This is a genomic window from Streptosporangium sp. NPDC049644 (assembly GCF_040675205.1).
In the GTDB taxonomy this organism is placed as follows: domain Bacteria; phylum Actinomycetota; class Actinomycetes; order Streptosporangiales; family Streptosporangiaceae; genus Streptosporangium; species Streptosporangium fukuiense.
This window is the reverse complement of the sequence record NZ_JBFAOJ010000014.1, coordinates 1-21,540: the sequence shown is the minus strand read 5'-3', so window position 1 is coordinate 21,540 and position 21,540 is coordinate 1. Positions and strand designations below refer to the sequence as shown.

17 protein-coding genes are annotated in these 21,540 nt (G+C 72.3%); 10 read left to right on the top strand and 7 right to left on the bottom strand.

Annotation, left to right across the window (positions count from 1 at the left end):
• Window positions 1–14: 14 nt before the first annotated feature.
• Genes AB0J58_RS10720 through AB0J58_RS10705 form a run of 4 tightly spaced genes read right to left on the bottom strand, consistent with a single transcriptional unit; the run spans window position 15 to window position 3,967 of the window.
• A complete protein-coding gene (locus AB0J58_RS10720) occupies window positions 15–1,301 on the bottom strand; it encodes a nickel-dependent hydrogenase large subunit (protein ID WP_364213160.1) in 1,287 nt (428 codons plus the stop codon).
• The gene (locus AB0J58_RS10715; RefSeq protein ID WP_364213157.1) at window positions 1,291–2,088 is read right to left on the bottom strand and encodes an oxidoreductase; all 798 of its coding nucleotides are present in this window, start codon (window positions 2,086–2,088) and stop codon (window positions 1,291–1,293) included. Before AB0J58_RS10715 ends, AB0J58_RS10720 begins: the two co-directional genes overlap by 11 nt.
• Window positions 2,088–2,906, bottom strand: coding sequence for an FAD/NAD(P)-binding protein (locus AB0J58_RS10710; protein ID WP_343980846.1), 819 nt, complete (start codon window positions 2,904–2,906; stop codon window positions 2,088–2,090). The genes AB0J58_RS10715 and AB0J58_RS10710 overlap by 1 nt, the downstream gene beginning before the upstream one ends.
• Complete coding sequence (locus AB0J58_RS10705; protein WP_364213154.1) at window positions 2,894–3,967, bottom strand: 4Fe-4S dicluster domain-containing protein; 1,074 nt, start codon at window positions 3,965–3,967, stop codon at window positions 2,894–2,896. Before AB0J58_RS10705 ends, AB0J58_RS10710 begins: the two co-directional genes overlap by 13 nt.
• Window positions 3,968–4,248: 281 nt before the next feature.
• Here AB0J58_RS10705 and AB0J58_RS10700 point away from each other — a divergent pair, with 281 nt between their 5' ends.
• The 4 genes from AB0J58_RS10700 to AB0J58_RS10685 all read left to right on the top strand — a co-directional run bounded on the left by AB0J58_RS10700 (window position 4,249) and on the right by AB0J58_RS10685 (window position 10,025).
• Window positions 4,249–5,103, top strand: a complete 855-nt coding sequence (locus AB0J58_RS10700) for a universal stress protein (protein WP_364213151.1) — start codon at window positions 4,249–4,251, stop codon at window positions 5,101–5,103.
• A gap of 62 nt (window positions 5,104–5,165) precedes the next feature.
• Window positions 5,166–7,451, top strand: coding sequence for a heavy metal translocating P-type ATPase (locus tag AB0J58_RS10695; RefSeq protein ID WP_364213148.1), 2,286 nt, complete (start codon window positions 5,166–5,168; stop codon window positions 7,449–7,451).
• Between the two features lie 192 nt (window positions 7,452–7,643).
• Window positions 7,644–7,982: a YciI family protein gene (locus AB0J58_RS10690; protein ID WP_364213145.1), complete on the top strand. Its 339-nt coding sequence runs from the start codon at window positions 7,644–7,646 to the stop codon at window positions 7,980–7,982.
• A gap of 33 nt (window positions 7,983–8,015) precedes the next feature.
• Window positions 8,016–10,025 (top strand): RNA polymerase sigma factor, encoded by a 2,010-nt coding sequence (locus tag AB0J58_RS10685; protein WP_364213142.1) that lies wholly within the window; start codon window positions 8,016–8,018, stop codon window positions 10,023–10,025.
• A gap of 34 nt (window positions 10,026–10,059) precedes the next feature.
• On the opposite strand, the gene AB0J58_RS10680 is transcribed toward AB0J58_RS10685, so the two are convergent.
• Together AB0J58_RS10680 and AB0J58_RS10675 are read right to left on the bottom strand one after the other, a co-directional pair.
• Window positions 10,060–10,251, bottom strand: coding sequence for a hypothetical protein (locus AB0J58_RS10680; RefSeq protein WP_364213139.1), 192 nt, complete (start codon window positions 10,249–10,251; stop codon window positions 10,060–10,062).
• Between the two features lie 27 nt (window positions 10,252–10,278).
• Window positions 10,279–10,659 (bottom strand): helix-turn-helix domain-containing protein, encoded by a 381-nt coding sequence (locus tag AB0J58_RS10675; protein ID WP_364213136.1) that lies wholly within the window; start codon window positions 10,657–10,659, stop codon window positions 10,279–10,281.
• Between the two features lie 239 nt (window positions 10,660–10,898).
• Here AB0J58_RS10675 and AB0J58_RS10670 point away from each other — a divergent pair, with 239 nt between their 5' ends.
• From AB0J58_RS10670 to AB0J58_RS10645, 6 genes are all read left to right on the top strand, one after another.
• Window positions 10,899–11,405: a hypothetical protein gene (locus tag AB0J58_RS10670; protein WP_364213133.1), complete on the top strand. Its 507-nt coding sequence runs from the start codon at window positions 10,899–10,901 to the stop codon at window positions 11,403–11,405.
• Window positions 11,405–12,805: a hypothetical protein gene (locus AB0J58_RS10665; protein WP_364213130.1), complete on the top strand. Its 1,401-nt coding sequence runs from the start codon at window positions 11,405–11,407 to the stop codon at window positions 12,803–12,805. Before AB0J58_RS10670 ends, AB0J58_RS10665 begins: the two co-directional genes overlap by 1 nt.
• Window positions 12,802–14,157 carry a VWA domain-containing protein gene (locus AB0J58_RS10660; protein WP_364213127.1) on the top strand — a complete coding sequence of 452 codons (1,356 nt, stop codon included), beginning with the start codon at window positions 12,802–12,804 and terminating at the stop codon, window positions 14,155–14,157. The genes AB0J58_RS10665 and AB0J58_RS10660 overlap by 4 nt, the downstream gene beginning before the upstream one ends.
• A gap of 13 nt (window positions 14,158–14,170) precedes the next feature.
• Complete coding sequence (locus AB0J58_RS10655; RefSeq protein ID WP_364213124.1) at window positions 14,171–15,286, top strand: AAA family ATPase; 1,116 nt, start codon at window positions 14,171–14,173, stop codon at window positions 15,284–15,286.
• A gap of 82 nt (window positions 15,287–15,368) precedes the next feature.
• Complete coding sequence (locus AB0J58_RS10650; RefSeq protein WP_364213121.1) at window positions 15,369–18,149, top strand: DUF5682 family protein; 2,781 nt, start codon at window positions 15,369–15,371, stop codon at window positions 18,147–18,149.
• A gap of 304 nt (window positions 18,150–18,453) precedes the next feature.
• Entirely contained in the window at window positions 18,454–19,086 is a 633-nt protein-coding gene (locus tag AB0J58_RS10645) for a hypothetical protein (protein WP_364213118.1), read from the top strand.
• Between the two features lie 92 nt (window positions 19,087–19,178).
• On the opposite strand, the gene AB0J58_RS10640 is transcribed toward AB0J58_RS10645, so the two are convergent.
• Entirely contained in the window at window positions 19,179–21,236 is a 2,058-nt protein-coding gene (locus tag AB0J58_RS10640; RefSeq protein WP_364213115.1) for a glycosyl hydrolase family 28-related protein, read from the bottom strand.
• Window positions 21,237–21,540 lie beyond the last annotated feature (304 nt).

The window sequence follows — 21,540 nt, the reverse complement described above, 5'->3', positions numbered from 1 at the left end:
GTCGGAAACCGGCCTCAGCGGTCCAGCCGCAGGTCCAGGAAATGGGCCGAGCAGGAGATGCACGGGTCGTGGTTGCGTACCGTCCGCTCGCACAGTGCCGCCAGCTCCACCTGCGGCAGGTCGAGGCGGGGCTCGACGAGGTGGCGCAGGTCCATCTCGATGCGGGCCTGGTTCTGCGAGGTCGGTGGCACGATGTCCGCCTCGGCGATCAGCCCCGCGTCGTCGATCCGGTAGCGGTGGTAGAGCGTGCCGCGCGGGGCCTCGGAGACGCCGTGGCCGACTCCGGGACGGGGGTCGACCGGAACCGAGGGCGCGTCCGGCTCGGTGTAGTCCTCGATGATCCGCAACGCCTCGTCGCAGGCGTGCAGGATCTCCACGGCCCGGACCACGATGCTGCGGAACGGGTTGCGGCAGACGGGGCCGAGTCCAGCGTCCGAGGCCGCCGACCGGGCCAGCGGTGACAGCAGGTGCGCGTTCAGGGCGTAGCGCGCCAGAGCCCCCACCAGATAGCCGGTGGATCCGTCGAGCCGGGCGTGCAGGGCGGTGGAGCACGGCACCTGCTCCTCCACGACGTGGGCGGGCCAGTCGGACGCGGCGAAGGCGGTGCCGTCGCTGACCGAGATCGAGCCGGACAGGATGGCGTACTCGGCGGGATGGCTCAGCGCGAGAAACCGGTAGCCGTGCTCCACGTCGGGGAAGTCGAACCCGGCCACCCACTCCACCGTCGCCAGTGCCTGGTCGCGGGCGTGGCGCAGCCGTTCGGCGAGCGGTGCGAGCTCGGTGCGGGCGGGCACCCGGTAGAAGCCGCCCACCCGCACGTTGACCGGGTGGATCGCCCGCCCGCCGAGGGCCGCCACCAGCTCGTTGCCCGCCTTCTTCAGCGCCAGTCCCCGTTCCAGGACGGGACGGTGGTCGGCCGCCATGGCCACGCCGCTGTCGTAGCCCAGGAAGTCGGGGGCGTGCAGCAGGTGGATGTGCAGGGCGTGCGACTCGATCCACTCGCCGTAGTACAGCAGCAGCCGCAGGTCCCGGAGCGGCCCGGTCACCTCCGCCCCGCAGGCGGACTCGATCGCCTGGCAGGCGCTCATCTGGTAGGCCACCGGGCAGATCCCGCAGATACGGGCGGTGATGTCGGGCGGCTCGGTGTGGGCCCTGCCGCGCAGCATCGCCTCGAAGAAGCGCGGCGGCTCGTAGATGTTCAGCTCCACGTCGGTGACGCGGCCGTCGCGGGCGCGCACCAGCAGGGATCCCTCGCCCTCCACGCGGGTCAGGGCGCCGATCCTGATCGACCTATGCGTCATCTCCGGCCTCCTCGGACGCCTGGCGGAAGGGTTCCTCGGTGGCGTTGAACGTCCGGTAGACGCGCACCAGTTCGGGGGTGCTCATGCCGAGCTCGCGTAGTTGCGCGTTGAGTGCCCGGGTGTTGGGGCTCTCCATCGGGCCGAAGCAGCCGTAGCAGCCCCGGTTGAACGCCGGGCAGAGCGCTCCGCAGCCGGCCTGGGTGACCGGGCCCAGGCAGGGGGTGCCGTGGGCCACCATGACGCAGACGTTGCCCCGGGCCTTGCATTCCACGCAGACGCTGTGGGCCGGTACACAGGGACGCCGTCCGGCCAGGAAGGCCGAGACGACCTCCAGCAGCTGCCGGCCGTCGATGGGGCAGCCGCGCAGCTCGAAGTCCACCGGTACGTGGGCGGAGATCGGAGTGGAACGCCCCAGTGTGGCGATGTAGTCGGGCCGGGCGTAGACGATCGAGGCGAACTCGCGTACGTCGGCGAAGTCGCGTAGCGCCTGGATGCCGCCCGCGGTCGCGCAGGCGCCGATCGTCACCAGGCGCTTCGACACGCGGCGCACGTGCCGGATCCGCCGCAGGTCGGCCGGAGTGGTGATCGACCCCTCGACCAGTGACAGGTCGTAGGGGCCGCGCCCGGTCGCGCTGGAGGCCTCCAGGAAGTAGGCGATGTCCACCTCGGCGGCGATCGACAGCAGCTCGTCCTCGCAGTCCAGCACGGTGAGCTGGCAACCGTCGCAGGAGGCGAACTTCCACACCGCCAGCCGTGGACGCCGGCGCGTGGCCGCGGGGCCGGCCATCACAGTTCCTCCACGGCCAGCAGCCCGGCCGCCCGCTCGTAGCTCAGCACCGGGCCGTCGAGGCAGGTCAGCAGCGGGCCGAGCTGGCAGTGGCCGCAGCGGCCGACGCCGCACTTCATGTTGCGCTCCACCGACAGGGCCACCCGCCGCGCCGGGACGCCCCGCCGTACCAGCCTGGCCGCGGTCGCCCGCATCATGGCCTCGGGGCCGCAGACGAAGGCGAAGGTGCGGCGAGGATCGAAGACGATCTGGTCGATCAGCCGGGTGACCAGCCCCACCGGCCCCTTCCAGGCGCGGTCGGGGTGATCCACGGTCACCTGGACGTCGATGCCGCAGGCCTCGCGCCAGCGGGCCAGCTCGGCGGGGTAGATCAGGGTCGCCGGCGTGTGGGTGCCGACGATCACGCTGATCCGGCCGTACCGGGAGCCGTGGGCGACCAGTTCGCGGACGACTGGCCGCAGCGCGGCCAGCCCGAGGCCGCCCGCGGCGACGACCACGTCCAGTCCCGCCGCGGCCGGCACGTCCCAGGCCGTGCCGTACGGCCCGCGAACGCCCACGACATCGCCGGGTCTGGTCCGGCACAGTGCCCCGCTGACCGCGCCCACCGCGCGGATCGTCTGCAGGTACCCGCCCGCGCGGGCCCGGCCGCTGATCGAGACCGGGATCTCCCCGACACCGGGGGCGTAGATCATCGTGAACTGGCCCGGCAGGAACGGCGGGCAGGGGCCCTCCAGCGGCCCGAGGGTCAAGGTCACCGTGTCGGCCCGGTCCGGGCGGCGCGAGCGCACCCGGTAGGGCGCCGGCGTCATAGGATGCATCCGAGCTCCTCGGTGACGTCGATGCCGGTCGGGCACCAGGTGATGCACCTGCCGCAGCCCACGCAGCCGGACATGCCGAACTGGTCGAACCAGGTGGAGAACTTGTGCGTCAGCCACTGCCGGTAGCGGGCGGATCCCGAACCGCGTACGGGAGAGCCGGCGACCTCGGAGAAGTCCAGCGTGAAGCAGGAGTCCCACACCTCCGTCCGCTCCGCCTCCCCGCCGCCGAAGCCGGTGGCGTCCTCGACCGTGGTGCAGAAGCAGGTGGGGCAGACCATCGTGCAGTTGGTGCAGGCCAGGCAGCGGGAGGCGACCTCGGTCCAGCGCGGTGAGTCGTGCGCCGCGGCCAGGCGCTCCTGGATGTTGTCGGTGTCCACCTGGCGGCCCATCCGGGTGGCGGCGACGCCGGAGACCTCCTCGGCGGCCGTGACGTCGTCGCCGCCGGCGGGCCGGTGCGGGAGCGGCGCGACGACCTCCGCGCCCCGTTCGCTTCCCGTCTCGACCAGGAACCGGTGCGGGGCGCTCAGTTCGGTGAGCGCCAGATCGAACCCGGCGGTGGCCTTCGGTCCTGTGCCCATGGAGACGCAGAAGCAGGTGCCCCCGGGCACCGCGCAGTTCACCGCGATGAGGAACAGCGCCTCGCGCCGCTCGCGGTAGGCCGGATCGGGATGCCTGCCGCCGAGGAACACCCGATCCTGTACGGCGATCGCGGCCAGGTCGCAGGCGCGCACCCCCAGCAGCGCGATGCGGGGCGCTTGGCTCCGGGTCTCCTCCACCTCCGCCTCGCGCATCCGGAACAGCGCTTGGCGGGGCGGCTGGGTGTAGCGCTTGGCGGAGTCGGGACTGGCGGCGAAACCGAACACCAGTTCGTCATCACGCTCGGTCAGTCGGTAGTGCCCGGGCTGTTGATCGTCGCCCCGCCCCGCGGGCAGTTGCGCGGCATGGGAGAGTTCGGCGAACCGGATGGCGCCGTCCCGGACCGTCGGCCCGACGACGGTGAAACCTTCGGATCGCAACCCGGCGACGAGCGGTTCCAGCGATTCCATCACAACGGCGTTCACGGGCCGTCCCCCCTCCTGCCCCTGATTCCTTGGCAACACGCTGACGGTACGGAAATCCATACCTTGGGGGGATCGTCATACGATGAGGACGCCGGTCCGGAAAGATCTTTCGATCTTGCCGGCCGAGCCGGGGAGACTGCACGGTCTGCTATGACCGACAATACCCATTCCACGGGCGACGGCCCGCGACAGGGGGCGGAAGTCCCTGGTGAAAGGGGCATCGATCCGCTACGGCGAACGCCGCCACGCGGTCGGATGGAGGGGGAGTCCGAGGGGGCGACATGACGGCGCAGGTGGTGGTGGGCACGGACGGCTCGGCCCACGGGGAGGGCGCGGTCGCCTGGGCCGCCGATGACGCGGTACGGCGCGGGTGCGCGCTGCGGATCGTGTACGTGTGCGAACCGTGGACCTACGACATCCCGCTGCAGACCCCGCCCGGCTTCCGGGATTCGGTGACCGAGCACTGCCAGGGGGTGCTGGAGAGCGCGGTGGCCGTGGTGCGCGGGCGCGCACCCCACCTGGAGGTGGAGAGCGTGCTGCGGGAGGGCCGGGTGACGGAGATCCTCCGGCGCGAGGCCGAGGGCGCCGAGCAGATCGTGGTGGGCAGCCGAGGGCTGGGTGGGTTCACCGGGCTGCTGCTCGGGTCGGTCTCCCTGGCCCTGGCCGGGCACGTGGCCGCGCCGATCGTCATCGTCAGGGGGGCGTGGGAGCCGGCCCGCGGCCAGGTCGTCGTCGGTTTCGACGGCTCTGCCCACTCGACGGCGGCGCTGGGGTACGCCTTCGCCGAGGCCGTCCGGCGCGGCGCCCGGCTACAGGCGATCCACGCCTGGCAGGTGCCCGTCATGGGGCCGGGGGCCATCGCGTACGCGCCGCTGGTCGAGGACATCTTCGCCGGTGCGCGGAGCATCGCCGCCGGCGCGCTCACGCCCTGGTGGGAGAGGTACCCGCAGGTCGAGGTGGAGCAGACGGTGGTGTGCCGGCACCCGGCCGCCGCCATCTGCGAAGCCTCGGCCGCCGCGGACGTCGTCGTCGTCGGCACGCGGGGAATGGGCAGATTCGGCTCGGCCCTGCTGGGGTCGATCAGTCACGGCGTGCTGCACCACGCGCACTGCCCGGTGGCGGTGGTCGGATCGTGATCGTCGCCCTGCCCGGCGGCCGAAGGTCCTGATCCCGGCACGGCTCGTCAGGAGGCTGGGAAATGGGACGTTTGATGGCCGTCGCCCTTCTTGTGGGCACCGTGGCCGGACTGCTGGCCGGTCTCGCGCTTCGCCTGACCGGCGCGGAGGCGGCCGCCGACATCGTGTGGGCACTGGTCACCGGCGTGTCGCTGGTGCCCGCGACGGGATGGGTGGTGTCGGCGCTGCGGAACGGCCGGATGGGCGTGGACGCCATCGCCGTCCTCGCCCTGGCCGGAGCGCTCGCCGTGGGGGAGTACCTCGCCGGTGCCCTGATCGGCGTGATGCTCGCCACCGGGCGGGCACTGGAGGAGCACGCCCTGCGCCGGGCCCGCCACGACCTGACCGCCCTGTACGAGCGGGCACCGCACTCGGCCCGGCGCTACCAGAACGGGGCGCCGGACCTGGTACCGGTCGAGCAGGTTCGCCCGGGAGACCTGCTGCTGGTCCCCAGCGGGGAGATGGTCCCCGTCGACGGCGCGGTGGCGGGCGATCTCGCGCTGCTGGACGAGTCGGCGCTGACGGGGGAGTCGGTACCGGTGGAGTACGCCGCGGGGGAGGGGGTGCGCAGCGGTGTGGTGAACGCCGGTGCCGCCTTCGACCTGCGGGCCACCCGGACCGCGGCCGACAGCGCCTACGCGGGAGTGGTGCGGCTGGCGCGGCAGACGGAGACCGACAGCGCCCCCGTCGTACGGCTCGCCGACCGGTTCGCCTCCTGGTTCCTGCCGGTCACCCTGCTGCTGGCGGCGGCCGCCTGGCTGCTGTCCGGCCAGCCGGTACGGGCCGTCGCGGTACTGGTCGTCGCCACCCCCTGCCCGCTGCTGCTCGCCGCCCCCGCGGCCATCGCCTCCGGGCTGTCCCGCACGGCACGGCACGGCGTGGTGGTCAAGGGCGGTGGAGCACTGGAGCGGCTGGGCCAGGCAGGCACGCTCATCCTGGACAAGACCGGGACGCTGACCGCCGGGCGGCCCCGGGTGATCGACGTCGTGGCCGCTCCCGGCGTCCGTACCGACGACGTGCTGCGCCTGGCCGCCGCGGTGGATCAGATGTCGTCGCACGTGCTCGCCGCCGCGATCGTCGACGCGGCCCGCGCGCGCGGCGCCGAGCTGCCGCAACCGGCCGAGATCCAGGAGAGGCCGGGCACCGGCACCACGGGGGTGGTGGACGGGCACCTGATAGAGGTCGGCAAGGCGACGACCTCCTCGCCCTCGGAGTGGGAGCGGATCCAGCGGGCGCGGGCCGCGCTGGACGGGGCCATGACCGTCTGGGTGACGCTGGACGGCCGGGCGGCAGGGGTGATCCTGCTCCGCGACGCCATCCGGGCCGACGCCGCGCGGACGCTGCGGCGGCTGCGCGCCGCGGGCATCGAGCGGGTGGTCATGCTCACCGGCGACCGGGCCGAGGTCGCCGAGAGCGTGGGCGTGGTACTCGGCATCGACCGGGTGCTCGCCGAGCAGACCCCCGCGGCCAAGGTCGAGGCGGTACGGCGGGAGGCGGCCGACGCGGTGACCGTGATGGTGGGCGACGGGATCAACGACGCCCCGGCCCTGGCGGCTGCCGACGTCGGAGTGGCGATGGGGGCCCGGGGGTCCGCCGCCTCCACCCAGGCCGCGGACGTGGTGCTCACCACCGACCGCCTGGACCGGCTCGCCGACGCGATGGACGTCGCCCGCCGCTCCCGGCGCATCGCCGTGCAGAGCGCGGCCACCGGGATGGCGCTGTCACTGCTGGCCATGGTGGCCGCCGCGGCCGGCGCCCTGCCGCCCGCGGCCGGCGCCCTGCTGCAGGAGGGCATCGACATCGCGGTGATCCTCAACGCGCTACGGGCGCTGCGCCCCACCAGGGGAACCCGGCCGGTGATGGACTCCGCCACCGAATCCCTGCTGCACCGCTTCGAGCTGGAGCACTCCTCGCTGCGGCCGACCCTGGAACTGATCCGGGAGACGGCCGACGAGCTGGGCAGGACCCCGCCCACGGCGTCACTCGACCGGCTGCGAGAGGTCCAGGCGTTCCTCACCGAGCGGCTGCTGCCTCACGAACGGGCCGAGGAGCAGCGGCTGTATCCGGCCATGGGACAGGTGCTGGGCGGCCCGGAGGTCGTGATGACCATGAGCAGGGCGCATGCCGAGATCGAACGCCTGGTACGACGCCTGGGAAGTCACCTCGCCCTCATCGAGGCCGGCGGGCCGCGCCCGGAACAGCTCGACGACCTGCGTGCCTGCCTCTACGGCCTGTACGCCGTCCTGATCCTCCACTTCGACCAGGAGGAGGAGGCCTACTTCTCCCTGGCCGCCGGTTCGTCGGCGTGACCCGGCTCGGTGCCGGGGTGAAACCCGGCGGAGGCGGCCGGGAACCCGGTCCGCGGAGGCGTGGGCGGTGTGCATTCCCTGTCACATCCGGTCGCCGCCCTGGTCGGGCGAGGCGTGTCGATTTTCGCCGGCCCCGATCGACGCGTAGTTGGAAACCGGCGAGGATCGGTTCTCCGACCACCCGAAGGAGATATGAAGATGCGATTCCTGATGACCACCAAGGGCGGCGACGCGGCACCCCCGAGCGAGGCGGTCTACGCGGAGATGGCCGCGTTCGTCGAGGAGATGACCCGGGCGGGGGTGCTGCTGGCGACCGGCGGTCTGGACCCGGTCGGCCTCCACGTCTCGGCCTCCGGCGGTGAGATGACCGTCACCGATGGGCCGTTCACCGAGACGAAGGAGGCCATCGTCAGCTTCGCGCTCATCGAGGCGCGCTCGCAGCAGGAGGCCATCGAGCTCTCCCGGCGCTTCTGGAAGATCATTGGAGAGGGTGAGGGCACCATCCAGCAGGTCTTCGGCCCACAGGACTGATCGGGCGCTTGCGTACCCGGCCCGGCGGGTGCTGTGATCGAGCCCGTGATGTCCCGGGACGCCCATCGTGCGGTCGACGAGGTCTGGAAGATGGAGTCGGCGAGGATCATCGCCGGACTCGTCCGGATGCTGGGCGACGTGGGGCTGGCCGAGGAGCTCGCGCAGGACGCGCTCCTCGCCGCCCTCGAACGGTGGCCCGACTCAGGTGTTCCGGATAACCCGGGTGCCTGGCTCATGGCCGTTTCGAAACGTCGGGCCATCGACCACCTACGGCGCGGCGAGCGGCTCGAGCGCGGGCACGAGCAGCTCGCCCACGAGCTCGCCACCCGGCCGGACGGCACCGAGGCCGAGACCGAGACCGACGCGGCACTCGACGACGAGGTGGGCGATGACGTCCTGCGCCTGATGTTTGTCTCCTGCCACCCGGCGCTGTCCGCCGAGTCCCGGGTGGCGTTGACGTTGCGGCTGCTCGGTGGCCTGCGCACCGACGAGATCGCGAGGGCCTTTCTCGTCTCCGAGCCGACCGTCGCGCAGCGCGTCGTCCGGGCCAAACGCACCCTCGCCGAACTCGGGGTCCCCTTCGAGGTCCCCTCGGGGCCGGACCGGGCCGCGCGCCTGTCGTCGGTCCTCGAGGTCATCTACCTGGTGTTCAACGAGGGGTACGCGGCGAGCGCGGGCGACGGCTGGATGCGCCAGGACCTCTGCCAGGAGGCGCTGCGCCTGGGCCGTCTGCTGGCCGGGCTCGCGCCCGGCGAGGCCGAGGTACACGGACTGATCGCGTTGATGGAGCTCCAGGCATCCCGGCTGGCCGCCAGGACGGGGCCGTCGGGGGAGCCCGTCGCGCTGCACGAGCAGAACCGCGGACGCTGGGACCGGCTCCTCATCCGCCGGGGCTTCGCGGCACTGCTGCGTGCCAGGCAAGCCGGCGGGCCTCTCGGCCCGTACGTGCTGCAGGCCGCCATCGCGGTCTGCCACGCGCGGGCCCGTACGGCGGAGGAGACCGACTGGGCACAGATCGCCGCCCTCTACGAAACGCTCGTCCGGGTGCTGCCCACCCCGGTCGTGCAGCTCAACCGGGCGGTCGCGCTGGCCATGGCCCACGGTCCCGAGGCGGGGCTGGCGCTCGTCGACACCCTGGCGGCCGAGCCGGCGCTCAAGGGCTACCACCGGGTGCCCAGCGTGCGCGGCGACCTGCTGGTCAGGCTCGGTCGCCACGAGGAGGCCCGGCGGGAGTTCGAACGGGCCGCGGCGCTCACTCTCAACGTGCCCGAACGCACGATCCTGCTGGAACGCGCCCAGGCCTGCGCGGACGCCGCCAGGCCGGAGAGCGCGGTCACCCTGGCCGAGGCCGCGAGTGCCTTCCTGGCCCGTGCCGACCTGGACGCCGCGACCGTCCGCTCCTACCGCCAGACCATGAGCCGGCTCCGCCGCGATCTCGGTGACGACACCCCGCTGCGGGGCGTGACCGCCGGACAGGTCGCCGAGGTCTTCGCCGCCGCCTGGGAGAGCGCCGCCGCCGCGACGTGGAACAGGCACCGAGGTGCCGTCCGCTCCTTCTCCGGCTGGGCCGCGGACCGGGGCCGGCTGGGCGAGGACCTGGCCGCCGGGATCGGCCGCCGGCCCGAACCCCGGTCGCGTACCCGCCCGATGGAGCCGCCACGCGTCGAGGCGCTGTGGGAGCGGCGGGATCTCGCCCCGCGTGAGCGCGCCCTGTGGCTGATGCTCCACGAGAGCGCGGCAGGGATCGGCTCGGTGCTCGCGCTCAACGTCGAGGACCTCGACCTGGCGGGGATGCGCGGCAGGGCGCCGGGAGCCCGCTGGATTCACTGGCGGTCGGGCACCGCCGAGCTCATCCCCCAGCTCGTCGCGGGCCGTCGTCGCGGCCCGCTGTTCCTGTCCGAGCGCAGGCCCGGCCCCGGCCGCCGGCCCGCCCCCGGCGACCTGTGCCCCGAGACCGGCCGCCGCAGGCTCTCCTACGAACGGGCCGAGTACCTGTTCAAGCAGGCCACCGGCCACACCCTCCATCAACTGCGGAGCAGATGAACCCTCCCCGCGCGTTTCGGCGCCATGCGCCCGATCAGGGATGCCGCCGCTCCGGTGAGGTGATCGTGAAGGCGGCGGCCAGCAGAGCGATCAGATGGAGCGCACCGCCCGCCAGCAGGGCGGTGGTGTAGCCGCCGGTCAGGGAGGCCGGGAGCGCGGGGTTCTCGGTGGCCGCGGCGGCGACGGCGGCCAGGACGGCGAGGCCGAGGGCTCCGCCGACCGGCACCCCGTGTCGAGGGCGCCGGCGTCGTCATCAATGGGCCATGCGGTTCGGCGTGGCCGCCTCGCGGGCCTCCAGCAGTTCGTCCCAGTGTTCCGCCGACCACGCGCAGGCCGCGTTCATCGGTTCGAGCATGCTGCGCCCGAGAGGGGTCAACTCGTACTCGACCCGCTGGACGGGGCCTGCGTGGGCGGTGCGGAGGATCAGCCCGTCACGTTCGAGCGACCTCAGCGACTGGGTGAGCACCTTCGCGGTGACCCGGCGCAGCGGGACGCGCAGCTCGGAGAACCTGCGCGGTCCCCGCTCGAGGCAGCGGATGATCATCCCCGCCCATTTGTCACCGAAACGGACGGGGGAGAGGTCTGACGGGCACAACTCGTCGAACATGTCCGCGCGCAGTGGTGGCTCTGTCACGGCGCCCAGGGTATCCGGTGACCGGCTGCCCGTTGAGGGGGCCTGACGGCGGCTCCGACGCCTTCGTGGCCCAGCGCTCCACAGCCTCCCCGAGATCGGCGGCCGGCCCGGACCCGGTGTCGGCCGCTGCCGGCGACGGGTGGCCGATGACCACCGCCGAGTCGCGACCACCGGGGATCCCCTCGGGTGTGGTTCCTACGCGGGATTTCTGTCGGAGCGGTGAGATAGGTTCCCGGTTCATGATCGACTGTTTGCCGGCCGGCACGGCCGCGTGGGAGCAGTGCGGCAGGGTGCCGGTGGTGCCGCCGGTCCGGCCCCGCAAGCTGGCGAAGGTTCCCTTCGTCGAGCTGGCGGACGGCCGGCTGCAGGGTGTCGTGTCGAGCGGCTCGGACATCGGCCGCGTCTACGTCTCCTCCGTCACCGCGGCCACCCACACCCACAGCTGCAGTACCAACAACAACCGTCCGTGCGGCGGCCTGTCCGGTTCCTACCCGTGCAAGCACCTGCGGGCCCTGACCGCCGAGGCCGTGCTGCAGTACGGCCTCGACCGGGTGGCCCGTTACCTGCGGGCCGAGGTCTCCGAGGGGGCCGACCTGATCGACTGCCTGCGCGGCGGCCTCGGCCCCGCCCCCGCGGCCACGGTGTTCAGCCGTTTCCTGCGCCACCTGGCCTACCTGGAGCTGCCCGACACCACCGTGCCGATCCCCGAGCTTCACTGGTTTCCGGCCACGAGGGTGGTGCGCTGATGCTCGCCGCACAGCTGACCCGGCTGCGGGACGGCGAGCCGGCCGGCCTCGGGGAGGCGCTGGAGCTGGTGACCGGCTTCGACGAGGCCCTGGTGCACGGGCTGGCCCGGCTCTCCGAGCAGCACGCCGCGGCGCTGGCCGCCCTGGCAGGCGCCTTCGCGCTCACCCCGATCGGCGAGGGGGCGGCGGGGGCCGTGGCCAAGGTCGTCTCCGGCTCGATCGCCGAGGAGCAGCTGACGACGCTGGCAGGCGGCCGGACCGCGCTGCTGGGCGCCGTGCACGACGCTCTGCTGGCCGAGCTGGACGAGGCGCTGGGGCGCGAACGCGCCCCGTGGCAGGCGGCGCCGATGCCCGAGGCGGACGGTGCGGGCAACCTGCTCGGCGCCGCCAGGTCCTGGCTGTGCGAGCTGGCCATCACCGGCTGGCGCGGCGTCGACCACGACCTCGTCTCGGCCTCGGACCAGACCATCGAGGCGCTGCTGGCCGTGCCGGAGCAGCGCAGGCCGGCGGTGCTGCTCGACGGCCTGGCGGCCGAGCTGCGCGCCTGCTGCCCGATCGGCACGATGGAGCGTCTTCCCATGCGGCGCTGGGCCGATCTGTGGACCCGGGCCCTGCTGCTGGCCAGGGCGGGCGGCCAGGGTGGCGAGCATGTCGTGGCCGAGCACCTGTCGGGGCGGCTGCTGATCCTCGGCGTCGACGTGCACGAGCACGCCACCGCCGTACAGATGCAGGTGCACGGCGTGCTGGAACCCGTCGGCGGCGGCCGGGCCCGGCTGGTGCGCACCAGCGTGGCCGCCGCCAAGGTGGACACCATCGTCGGTCCCGCCGTCTGGAAGCTGCCGAACCGCCATCCCCGGCTGCTGGGCGCGCTTGCCGAACGGCGCAGCCTGGAGATCACCGATGTGCCCGTGCTGGCCGGCGGTGACCTGCTGTGGGATGACGATCGGGCGCGGGCCGGTGCGCCGGTCGACGCCTTCGCGGTGGCCAGGGTCTCCCTCGCCGGGGCGCTCGCGCCGGCCGCGCCACCCCTGGACCGCCACCCGGTGCTCATCGCCGAGCCGGTGCTGGTGACGGACTACAAGGTCACCCGTGACGGCTCGTTCGACCTGGGCGGCGCCGTGCTCGCCGTCGACACCGACGGGCTGCCCGCCTGCGGCCCGCTCACGCCGAAACTGGTGGCCGGATCCTCGGAGTGCATCGGGCTGATGCGCTGGGACGGCGGCAGCTGGCTGCTGCAGCCGCTCGCGGTGCGGGCCAAGGTCAAGAGCGAGACGATCGAGGCGCACACCGGCGACTGGGCGCTGGGGCCCACCGACCCCAAGGTGGTCAAGGCCGAGGCCAGGGCGGGGGACGCGGTCGCCGTGCTGCGTGAACGAGCCGGACGATTGCTGAGACGATGAGCCGGAACAGCGAGAACAGCACGGCGAGCGCCGAGCAGAACCGGCGTCAGGTGCTCTACTGGCGGCTGCTCGCCCGCCTCTTCGACAACGACGAGCAGCCCGCGCTGGAGAGCGCCGGCATGGCCGTCGTCGACGATCTCGGACTGCCCGCGGCGTTGCTCGACCCCTCGGTGTCCGTGGACACCCTGGTGCAGCGTTTTCCCGAGCTGGCCGCGGAGTTCCGGGACCTGCTCGCGCCGGGGGAGCAATCGGGCGGGCAACCGGGCGAGCGGGAGGCCGGCCAGGAGGTGCGCAGGGCGGCTTTGGTGTCGAAGCTGCTGCTCAACGTCTTCGCCACCGGGGCGGGTGAGGTCACCGCGACCCGGCTCGCGGCCTGGCAGCAGGACGCCGGCTGGTTCAAGCAGGCCCTGGGCTGTGAGGGCGGCCGCCAGGCCGGCGGTACGAGTGGCGGCACGGGTGATCGCGAGCCGGCCGCGGTGCTGGCGGGTCTGGAGGCCGACCTGGTCAGCCGCATGCGGTTGCGCGAGGTTCTGGCCGACCCGGTGCTGGCCAGGCGGCTCACGCCGAGCATGTCGCTCATCGAGCAACTGCTGCGTGACAAGGCCAACCTGTCGGGGGTGGCGCTGGCCAACGCCAAGGCGCTGATCCGCAGGTTCGTCGACGAGGTCGCCGAGGTGCTGCGCACGCAGGTCGAGAAGACCAGCGTGGGCGCCATCGACCGCTCGGTGCCGCCCAAGCGGGTCTTTCGCAACCTCGACGTCGAGCGCACGATCTGGAAGAACCTCGTCAACTGGAACCCCGAGGACCAGCGGCTCTATGTCGACCGGCTCTACTACCGGCGCACCGCCAGGCGCACCACGCCGGCTCGGATGATCGTGGTCGTCGACCAGTCGGGGTCGATGGTCGACGCGATGGTCAACTGCACCATCCTGGCGTCGATCTTCGCGGGACTGCCCAAGGTGGACGTGCATCTGATCGCCTACGACACCCGCGCGCTCGACCTCACCCCATGGGTGAACGACCCGTTCGAGGTGCTGCTCCGGACCCGGCTGGGTGGCGGCACCGACGGCACGGCCGCGCTGACCCTGGCCCAGCCGAAGGTCTCCGACCCGCGCAACACCGTGGTCGTGTGGATCTCGGATTTCTACGAATGGCAGTGCGAGGCCGTCTTCGCCGGGCTGGAGGCGCTGCACCGCTCCGGCGTCCGGCTCATCCCGGTGGGTTCGGTGAGCAGCGGCGGCCGGCAGAGCGTCAATCCGTGGTTCCGCCGGCGGCTCAAGGACCTGGGCACGCCGGTGATCTCCGGCCACATCCGCAAGCTCGTGTTCGAGCTGAAGAACTTTCTCACCTAGGAGCTCTCCACCGATGACCAATGAGATGTTGCGCGCGCCCGCCGAGGTGAAGTACGCCGAGGAACTGGACTGGCTGGAGTCGGTCGACGACGGTCCCAAGCCGTTCTCCTGGCGGCTCAGCCCCCGCATGGTGCGACTGTTCGTGCTCGGCTCCGAGCGCTCCGACGGGCTGGAGCGGGAGATCTCGCAGAAGTGGTTCGGCGAGCGGAGTCTCGTCGAGCGCAGCATCGTGACGCTGGCCTCCGACCGGGGACTGCTGCTCATCGGCGACCCCGGCACCGGCAAGAGCTGGCTGGCCGAGTTGCTCGCCGCCGCCATCTGCCGCAACTCCACCCTGGGTGTCCAGGGCACGGCGGGCACCACCGAGGACCACATCAAGTACTCCTGGAACGTCTCCATGGTGATCGCCAAGGGGCAGTCCCGCGCGTCGATGATCCCCTCGCCGATCATGACGGCGATGGAGCGGGGCGTGATCGGCCGTTTCGAGGAGCTGACCCGCTCGACCAGCGACGTGCAGGACGCGCTGATCTCGATCCTGTCGGAGAAGTACATCTCCATCCCCGAGCTCGACACCGACAACATCGTGTTCGCCAAGCCCGGGTTCTCCGTCATCGCCACGGCCAACAGCCGTGACCGGGGCGTGAACGACCTGTCCTCGGCGCTGAAGCGGCGGTTCAACTTCGTCAGGATCCCGGTCGTGACGAGCAAGGCCAGCGAGGCGGAGATCGTCCGCTTCCGCACCACCGAGCTGCTGCGCCGCCATCGCATCGAGCTGGACCTGCCGCCCACACTGCTGGACATCCTGCTGCAGAGCTTCGCCGACCTGCGCGCCGCGGCGGCCTCGGCCACCAGCGAGGACGAGAGGCTGGAGTCGGCGCTGTCGACCGCCGAGCAGATCGGTGTGCTGGAGGACGCCATCCTGCACAGCGACTTCTTCGGTGATCGCACCCTGCGCGCCCAGACGCTGGGCGGCGCCCTGGTGGGCTCGCTGGCCAGGCGCGCCCCCGAGGACCTGGCCATCCTGAACAAGTACTGGCACGGGGTCGTCGAGCCGCGCAGCAAGAAGGAGGGCGGGGAGTGGACGGGCTTCCTCGAAGGCGGCCGCCAGGCGATCTCCACGCTGTCGTGACCTCCTTCCCGCGACCCCTGGCAGCACGCCGGGTTTCCCGCCCGGAGCCAGAGCTCGGGGTCTCCACGCCCGAGGAGATGTGATGAGCACCTTCGCCGCCCTGCGCGAGCAGCTTCTGGACGCCGCCACCGCCTTTGCGGGCGGCCCGGACGCGCTGCCTGAGATCCTGGCGGGTCTGGTCGACGACGTCGACCGGGCACTGCGCGAGGAGCTGGAGATATTCCCGGTGTGTCACCACTCACCGGCCTCCGCGCTGGCCATGACGCGGCGGCTGCGCGACCGGCAGCCCAAGGTCGTCTATCTGGAGTTGTGTGAGGACCTGCGGCCGCTGCTGGAGGAACTGCGCAACTGCCGGCTGCCGGTGGCGCTGCAGGCGTTCGCCACCGAGCCGGAGGGCTTTCCGCCCGGCTCCGGCCCGCTGAGCGTTGTGGCGCCGCTGACCGAGGCCTCGGCGGAGTACCAGGCCATCGCCTACGCGCTGGACACCCCGGGTGTCGAACTGGTGCTGGTCGACCGCTCGGCCGACCACGTCTTCCAGTGGCTGCCCCGGGCGGAGGCCGAGCCGGTCGCCGCCGAACGCGACGGCGACCTGCACGGCGACGCCGTGGGTGTCGAGGTGGGCGACCTGAGGCCGCGTTTCGCCGAGCTGGAGGAGCACCTGCTGCGCCACGGCAAGGTCCGCCACTGGTCGGAGTGGTGGGACCAGTACGTCGAGCAGCCGCTGGCCGGTGCGGACTACGACACCTACCGGCAGGCCATGGCGCTGATCGGCAGCCTGTTCCGGCGGCTGGGGCCCGGTGGTGAGCGGCTGGCCGGTGACGAGGAACGCGAGCGCCACATGTGGACCCGGATCCGCGAGCACCTGGCCGTCTCCGGCGCCGACCCGGCGACCTGCCTGTACGTGTGCGGTGCCTTCCACGCCGTCAGCACGGTGCCCGAGTTCGGCCTGGCGGCCGACGCGCCGGCGTACACCATCACCCCTCCTACGGCCACGCGCTGGCTGTACGGGTTGATCCCCTCCAGCCACTCGGCGATCGAGGCCCAGTTCGGCCTGGCCCAGGGGTCGGTGTCGATCGCCGCGGCGACCTGGGCCAAGGCGGCGACGCGCGGCGGCCTCACGCCGTACCGGCTGCGGGGGCAGCGGGGCACCCGCTCGCGGACCGTGTCCCCGGTACGGGCCGCGGTGCCGGCCCCCGCGGAGCAGGTCACCGACCGGCTGTCGGGGTTCCTGGCCACCCCGCCCACCCTGGACGACCTGGACGAGGCCGAGCTGCGCGGCTGGTGTGTCGACATCGTGCGGCTGGCCCGGCGTAACGGCTACCTGGCCAGCACCGCCGACGCCATCGCGGTGTTCGAGACCTCGATCCTGCTCGCCGGGCTGCGTAACCGGGCCAGGCCGACGCCGTACGACTTCCAGGACGCGGCTGTCACGTGCATCGAGAAGGACGTGGTACCGGGCCGCCGTGACATCCGCCGCCTGTGCGAGATCCTCCTGGGAGGCGACCGGATCGGCGAGGTCGGCTACGAGGCGCTCCCGCCGCTGGCACGCGACGTGTACGACCGGCTGGAACCGCTCGGGCTGGACCCCGGCAGGCGCACCCGGCAGCGGGCGCTGCTGGACCTGCGGGCCGATCCCGGACTGGTGCCGTGCTCGGACCTGCTGTGGATACTGCGCCAGCTGCTGCCCGAGGGCGCGGTCCGGCCCATCATGGGGGCGCGCCGCCTGGGAGAGCGGCCGATCCAGGAGAGCTGGGACCTGGCGATCGGCCGCCACCAGCGGTCGATCGTCGAACTGGGCTACGAGGGCGTCACCGTCGAGCAGGTGCTGGAACAGCGCCTGCGCCGCAAGGTACGGGAGCCGCAGGCCGGCGCGGGAGTCGCTCTGGCGGCGGTGGAGGACGCCATTCTCTACCTGGGCGGCCGCCGCTTCGCCGACGAGCTCGGCAACCGCGCGGTGGAGTTGCTGGCGGCCGAGCGCACCGTGGACGACGCCCCCGAGGTACTGCGTCGGATCCGCCGGCTGCTGGCGTACTACCGGGCCACCCAGCCGGACCTGCCGGCCTGGTGCGAGGCGTTCGTCACGGCAGGCTACGCGCACTACTGCACGCTGCTGCCGACCGCCTTCGTGGACGAGGACACCGGAGTCCGCCAGGTCGGTGCCATGCTCGGCTTCCTGTTCTCCATGGAGAGTCTCGCGCTGTCGCTGGGCTGTGACCGGGCCCAGCTGGAGCTGGCGGTGCGGCAGTCGCATCCGCAGGAGCCGGCCAAGACGGCGCTGCTGTGGGCGGCCCAGACCCGGCTGGGCCTGCTCTCACAGGCCCGGCTGCGCGCCCGGTGTGACGAGCTGCTGGCCAACCCGCTCGTCATCCCCTCCTTCCCGCTCTACCTGAGCGGGTTCGTCCAGGCGCTCGAACCCGTTCCCGCCCTCGCGCCGTTCGTGGTCGAGGTGCTGTCCAAGGCCTTCGCGCGACTGCCCGACGAGGTTCTGCTGCCATGGCTGCCGACGCTGATCACGACGCTGCGCCGGTACGTGCCGGAGCTGGTCCCGGTGCTCGTGCGCGAGGCGGGCAGGACCTTCCCCGCCTCCCTGGCCGAGCTCGACCGGTGGGTCGCGCCGTGGGAGCGGCCTGCCCTGCCCGCGGTGCCCGCGGTGCCGGCCGGGCCGGCGTCCGCGCCGAGCGGGCCGGTGGCCGGGCTGCTGGCCGGGCACCCGCGGGCGTGCGACGCCGTGGCGGCGCTGCTCGGCTGCGCGGGGGAGTGGCCGACGCCGGCCGCGAGCGTCGCGGCGGCCCCGGCGGCGGGCGGGCTGCTCACCCGGCATCCGGCGACGACCGGCGCGGTCGCGGCGCTGCTCACCGGCTGAGGGCGGGCGAAGGCGCTCGTCAGCGTGTCGCGAAGGCGAGGGCGCCTGCCCTCGCCGGGCCTTTCCCGCGTCCATGCGGTGAGGGCCGGATGGCGCTCGTGGGACTCCGCCGTCCCCGGTGTCCGGGAGGGTGGTCCGGCATCCGTGCCTTGGCACCTCCGGGGTCCGGAGGGTCGAAAGTCCCATGGGAACGGGACCTCCGGGACCTCGGCGCGAGTCGTACGGCACTGCGTCCGGGCTCCGAAAAACGATGTGATGAGGGTGCGAAAGAAACCGGGAGACACCACAGGAAAGGGGAGCCGTCATGGCCACCACTCACGGACGAGTTCACACCGGGCCGGTCATGAACGCCGCCCCCGTCACTCCCGCCCCCGTCATCCCCGCCGCCGTCATCCCCGCCGCCGTCATCCCCGCCGCCGTCATCCCCGCCGCCGTCATCCCCGCCGCCGCGAGGCGCCCGGTCGACTACGTGTGGGCGGTCGCTCGCATCGCCCTGGGGTGGGTGTTCCTGTGGGCGTTCCTGGACAAGACCTTCGGCTGGGGGTTCGCCACCCCCGCCGAGCGGGCGTGGGTGGCCGGGGGCAGCCCGACCACCGGGTTCCTCAAGGGCACCGGGGAGAACGCGCTCGGCGGCCTGTTCACCGGTCTGGCCGGGCAGGGCTGGGTGGACTGGCTGTTCATGCTCGGCCTGCTCGGCGTCGGCGCGGCCCTCATCGCGGGGGCGGGTCTGCGGATCGCCGCCGCCGCCGGCGGGCTGATGATGGTTCTGATGTGGGCGGCCGAACTGCCACTGACCACCAACCCCTTCATGGACGAGCACCTCGTCTACGCCCTCGTGCTGGCCGGACTGGCGATGGCCCAGGCCGGTGACACCCTCGGGCTCGGCAGGTGGTGGGGCGCCACCCCGCTGGTCCGGGACCACCCCGTCCTGCGGTAACCGTCCATCACGGCGAACAGCCCGCCCCCGGAGGATCCGGGGGCGGGCTTTCCCGTTTCACGGCCTGCTCGGTCCTGACGCCCGCCGGTTGCTCACCAGGGGGACGGGGCCGGAGGCGCGACGACCGGCGGGCGGTCGTCGCAGGTGATGGTGTTCGGCAGTTCCCACGGTGCGAGCCAGGGACCGGTGGTGCCGCCCCCGTCGTTGCCGCCGAGGTCCGTCAGCGAGAACTCCGAGCCGGTGGACGGGAAGTTGAAGGCCCCGCAGTTGTTGACGCCGACCGCGCCGACGTTGCGGGCGTCCACGTTCTCGAAGGACGCCGAGCCCTTCACCCGGGCGCTGACCACGGAGGTACCGGTGCCGTCGACCCTGATGTCCTTGAAGTGGACGTTGGTGATCGAGTACAGGTCCTTCACCGGCCAGTCGCTGACCAGCATGATCGCGTTGTAGGTGTTGTCGAGGAAGTGGTTGCCGACCACCTGGATGTCGGCGTCGATGTTCTTCTCCAGCGCGTAGAACCAGATGGCTCCCAGGCCGATGTTCCAGTTCAGCTCGTACGTGCCGGCCCGGACCGTGGTGTTGTCCCTGACCCACAGGTGCCCGGCGAAGGCCTCGGCGCCGAAGCGGGAGCCGACCTGGATGGCGCTGCCCTCCCGGATCGGGTCGGCGACGAGGTTGTTCGAGACGGTGTTGTCGGTGCCGCCGTAGACGGCGATGCCGTTCGCGAGGACGGGCGTCTGCACGGTGTTGTGGTCGAAGGTGTTGCCGGCGTTGGAGGTCTTCTCCGACCACATCGCCAGGCCGTCGTCCCCGGAGTTGCGGATGAAGTTGTTCGACACGACCGAGTTCGTGACGCCGGTGTGGAAGTTGAGACCGTCGGCGATCTGGTCGACGACGACGTTGTTGGTGATCTTCAGGTTGGTCATCGGCCCGTCGAACCACAGGCCCACCTTGGTGTGGCGGATGTGCAGGCCGCTGATGGTCGAGTTGCTCATCGCCCCGCCGACACCGTTCACCTGGTCGGTGTCGATGCGCTCGCGGACGTCGCCTTCGATCGCGAAGCCGGACAGGTGGACGTCGTCGCTGCCACCGGTCGAGGCGTCCTTGCCGTAGAAGCCGACGCCGGTGTGCACCGAGCCGTCGGGGGCAGGCGCGGGCAGTGTGACCTCGCGCCCCTTGATGATCGTGTACCAGTTGCCCGCGCCCTCGATCGTCACGTCGTCGACGATGATGTGGCGGTTCACCTGGTAGGTGCCCGGCGGAATGTAGACCTTGAGTCGCTTGCCCTTGGCGAAGGCGATCGCCCTGTCGAACGCGTCGGCGGAGTCGCGCCGCCCGAGCGGGTCGGCGCCGAAGGCCAGCACGTTCGCCGCGACCAGCCTGACGTGCGGAGCGCCGACGAGGTGCGAGTCGAGCAGGTCGATGACCGTCCAGGCGGCGTTGCTCCCGGCGGGAACCGTGAGCCGTACCCTGTCACCGGCGCGGTAGGTCCTGCCGAGCAGGAGGCGCTGCTCGTCGTAGAAGTGGCTCGGGCGGAACGGCTTGGTGATCGCCGGAGTGGGCGTGGTGGCGGCGGGCACGCAGGCGCACTCGGTGATCCACCAGTCGGGGTGGAGCAGGTCGGCGTTCGGGTCGTTGGAGAACGGATACTGGTTGTACAGCCACGCGTACTGCGAGGTGAGGGTCATGGACTTCCTGGCCCCGCCGTTCACCGTGACGTTGAGCGGCGCGGTGATGCCGCCGCCGTTGGGAGCGTCCGGGATGCTGTAGCGCACGGTGATCGCGTTGGCCGCGCCCGGCAGGGTGAACTCGACGTGCTGCCCGGGCGTCAGCTTGACCGCCCTGCGGCCCGACGCCTCCGACGGCAGCGTGTACGCGGTGCGGTCCGGGCCGATGACCGCGCCGTTCGTCGCGGCGTTCTCCGCCTCCTGTTCGGCGAAGTCGACGCTCGCGCCCCGGCCCGCGACGAGTGACGGGTCGAGGCCGGCGCGAGTCACCGCGGGCGTCGAGGCTCCGTTCGCGTTCCTGTCGGCGAGGGCCGTGCCGCCGAGCGCGACGCTGAGACCGAGGGCGGCCGCCATCACCGCCGCGAGCCTTCGAGGTGGCCTGCCGGACCACCTCGCCGCGACTCCTGTGCCGATCCGTGACATGGCGTGCTCGTTTCTCTCGGGGGGTGAACACCCCAGGGCGTCCGAGGAGAGCGACCTTCCTGAGGTGAGGCGACATTAGGACCCCTGAACCCCGCCCGGCAAGACTCGTGCGAAATAGTTTCGTAATCTTGTTCTCTAGCTGCATCTGTCAATCAAGTTCTTGCGGACACGGTAGTGGGTCGTTGTGGAGTTCCCGCAGCGCGCGATCGGCCACCAGGCGGGGCCACCGGCCCGTCCGGCCATTCGAGAAAGGCCGAACGGGAGGCGGGTCAGGTGTCCGGGGGCCCCGACTGCATCACCGATT

Coding starts and splice junctions, on each gene's coding strand:
- AB0J58_RS10660 (WP_364213127.1), top strand. CDS start 12,802: ATGAGCCGGAACAGCGAGAACAGCACGGCGAGCGCCGAGCAGAACCGG.
- AB0J58_RS10710 (WP_343980846.1), bottom strand. CDS start 2,906: ATGCATCCTATGACGCCGGCGCCCTACCGGGTGCGCTCGCGCCGCCCG.
- AB0J58_RS10720 (WP_364213160.1), bottom strand. CDS start 1,301: ATGACGCATAGGTCGATCAGGATCGGCGCCCTGACCCGCGTGGAGGGC.
- AB0J58_RS10665 (WP_364213130.1), top strand. CDS start 11,405: ATGCTCGCCGCACAGCTGACCCGGCTGCGGGACGGCGAGCCGGCCGGC.
- AB0J58_RS10695 (WP_364213148.1), top strand. CDS start 5,166: ATGGGACGTTTGATGGCCGTCGCCCTTCTTGTGGGCACCGTGGCCGGA.
- AB0J58_RS10645 (WP_364213118.1), top strand. CDS start 18,454: ATGGCCACCACTCACGGACGAGTTCACACCGGGCCGGTCATGAACGCC.
- AB0J58_RS10690 (WP_364213145.1), top strand. CDS start 7,644: ATGAAGATGCGATTCCTGATGACCACCAAGGGCGGCGACGCGGCACCC.
- AB0J58_RS10655 (WP_364213124.1), top strand. CDS start 14,171: ATGACCAATGAGATGTTGCGCGCGCCCGCCGAGGTGAAGTACGCCGAG.
- AB0J58_RS10670 (WP_364213133.1), top strand. CDS start 10,899: ATGATCGACTGTTTGCCGGCCGGCACGGCCGCGTGGGAGCAGTGCGGC.
- AB0J58_RS10700 (WP_364213151.1), top strand. CDS start 4,249: ATGACGGCGCAGGTGGTGGTGGGCACGGACGGCTCGGCCCACGGGGAG.
- AB0J58_RS10650 (WP_364213121.1), top strand. CDS start 15,369: ATGAGCACCTTCGCCGCCCTGCGCGAGCAGCTTCTGGACGCCGCCACC.
- AB0J58_RS10715 (WP_364213157.1), bottom strand. CDS start 2,088: ATGGCCGGCCCCGCGGCCACGCGCCGGCGTCCACGGCTGGCGGTGTGG.
- AB0J58_RS10640 (WP_364213115.1), bottom strand. CDS start 21,236: ATGTCACGGATCGGCACAGGAGTCGCGGCGAGGTGGTCCGGCAGGCCA.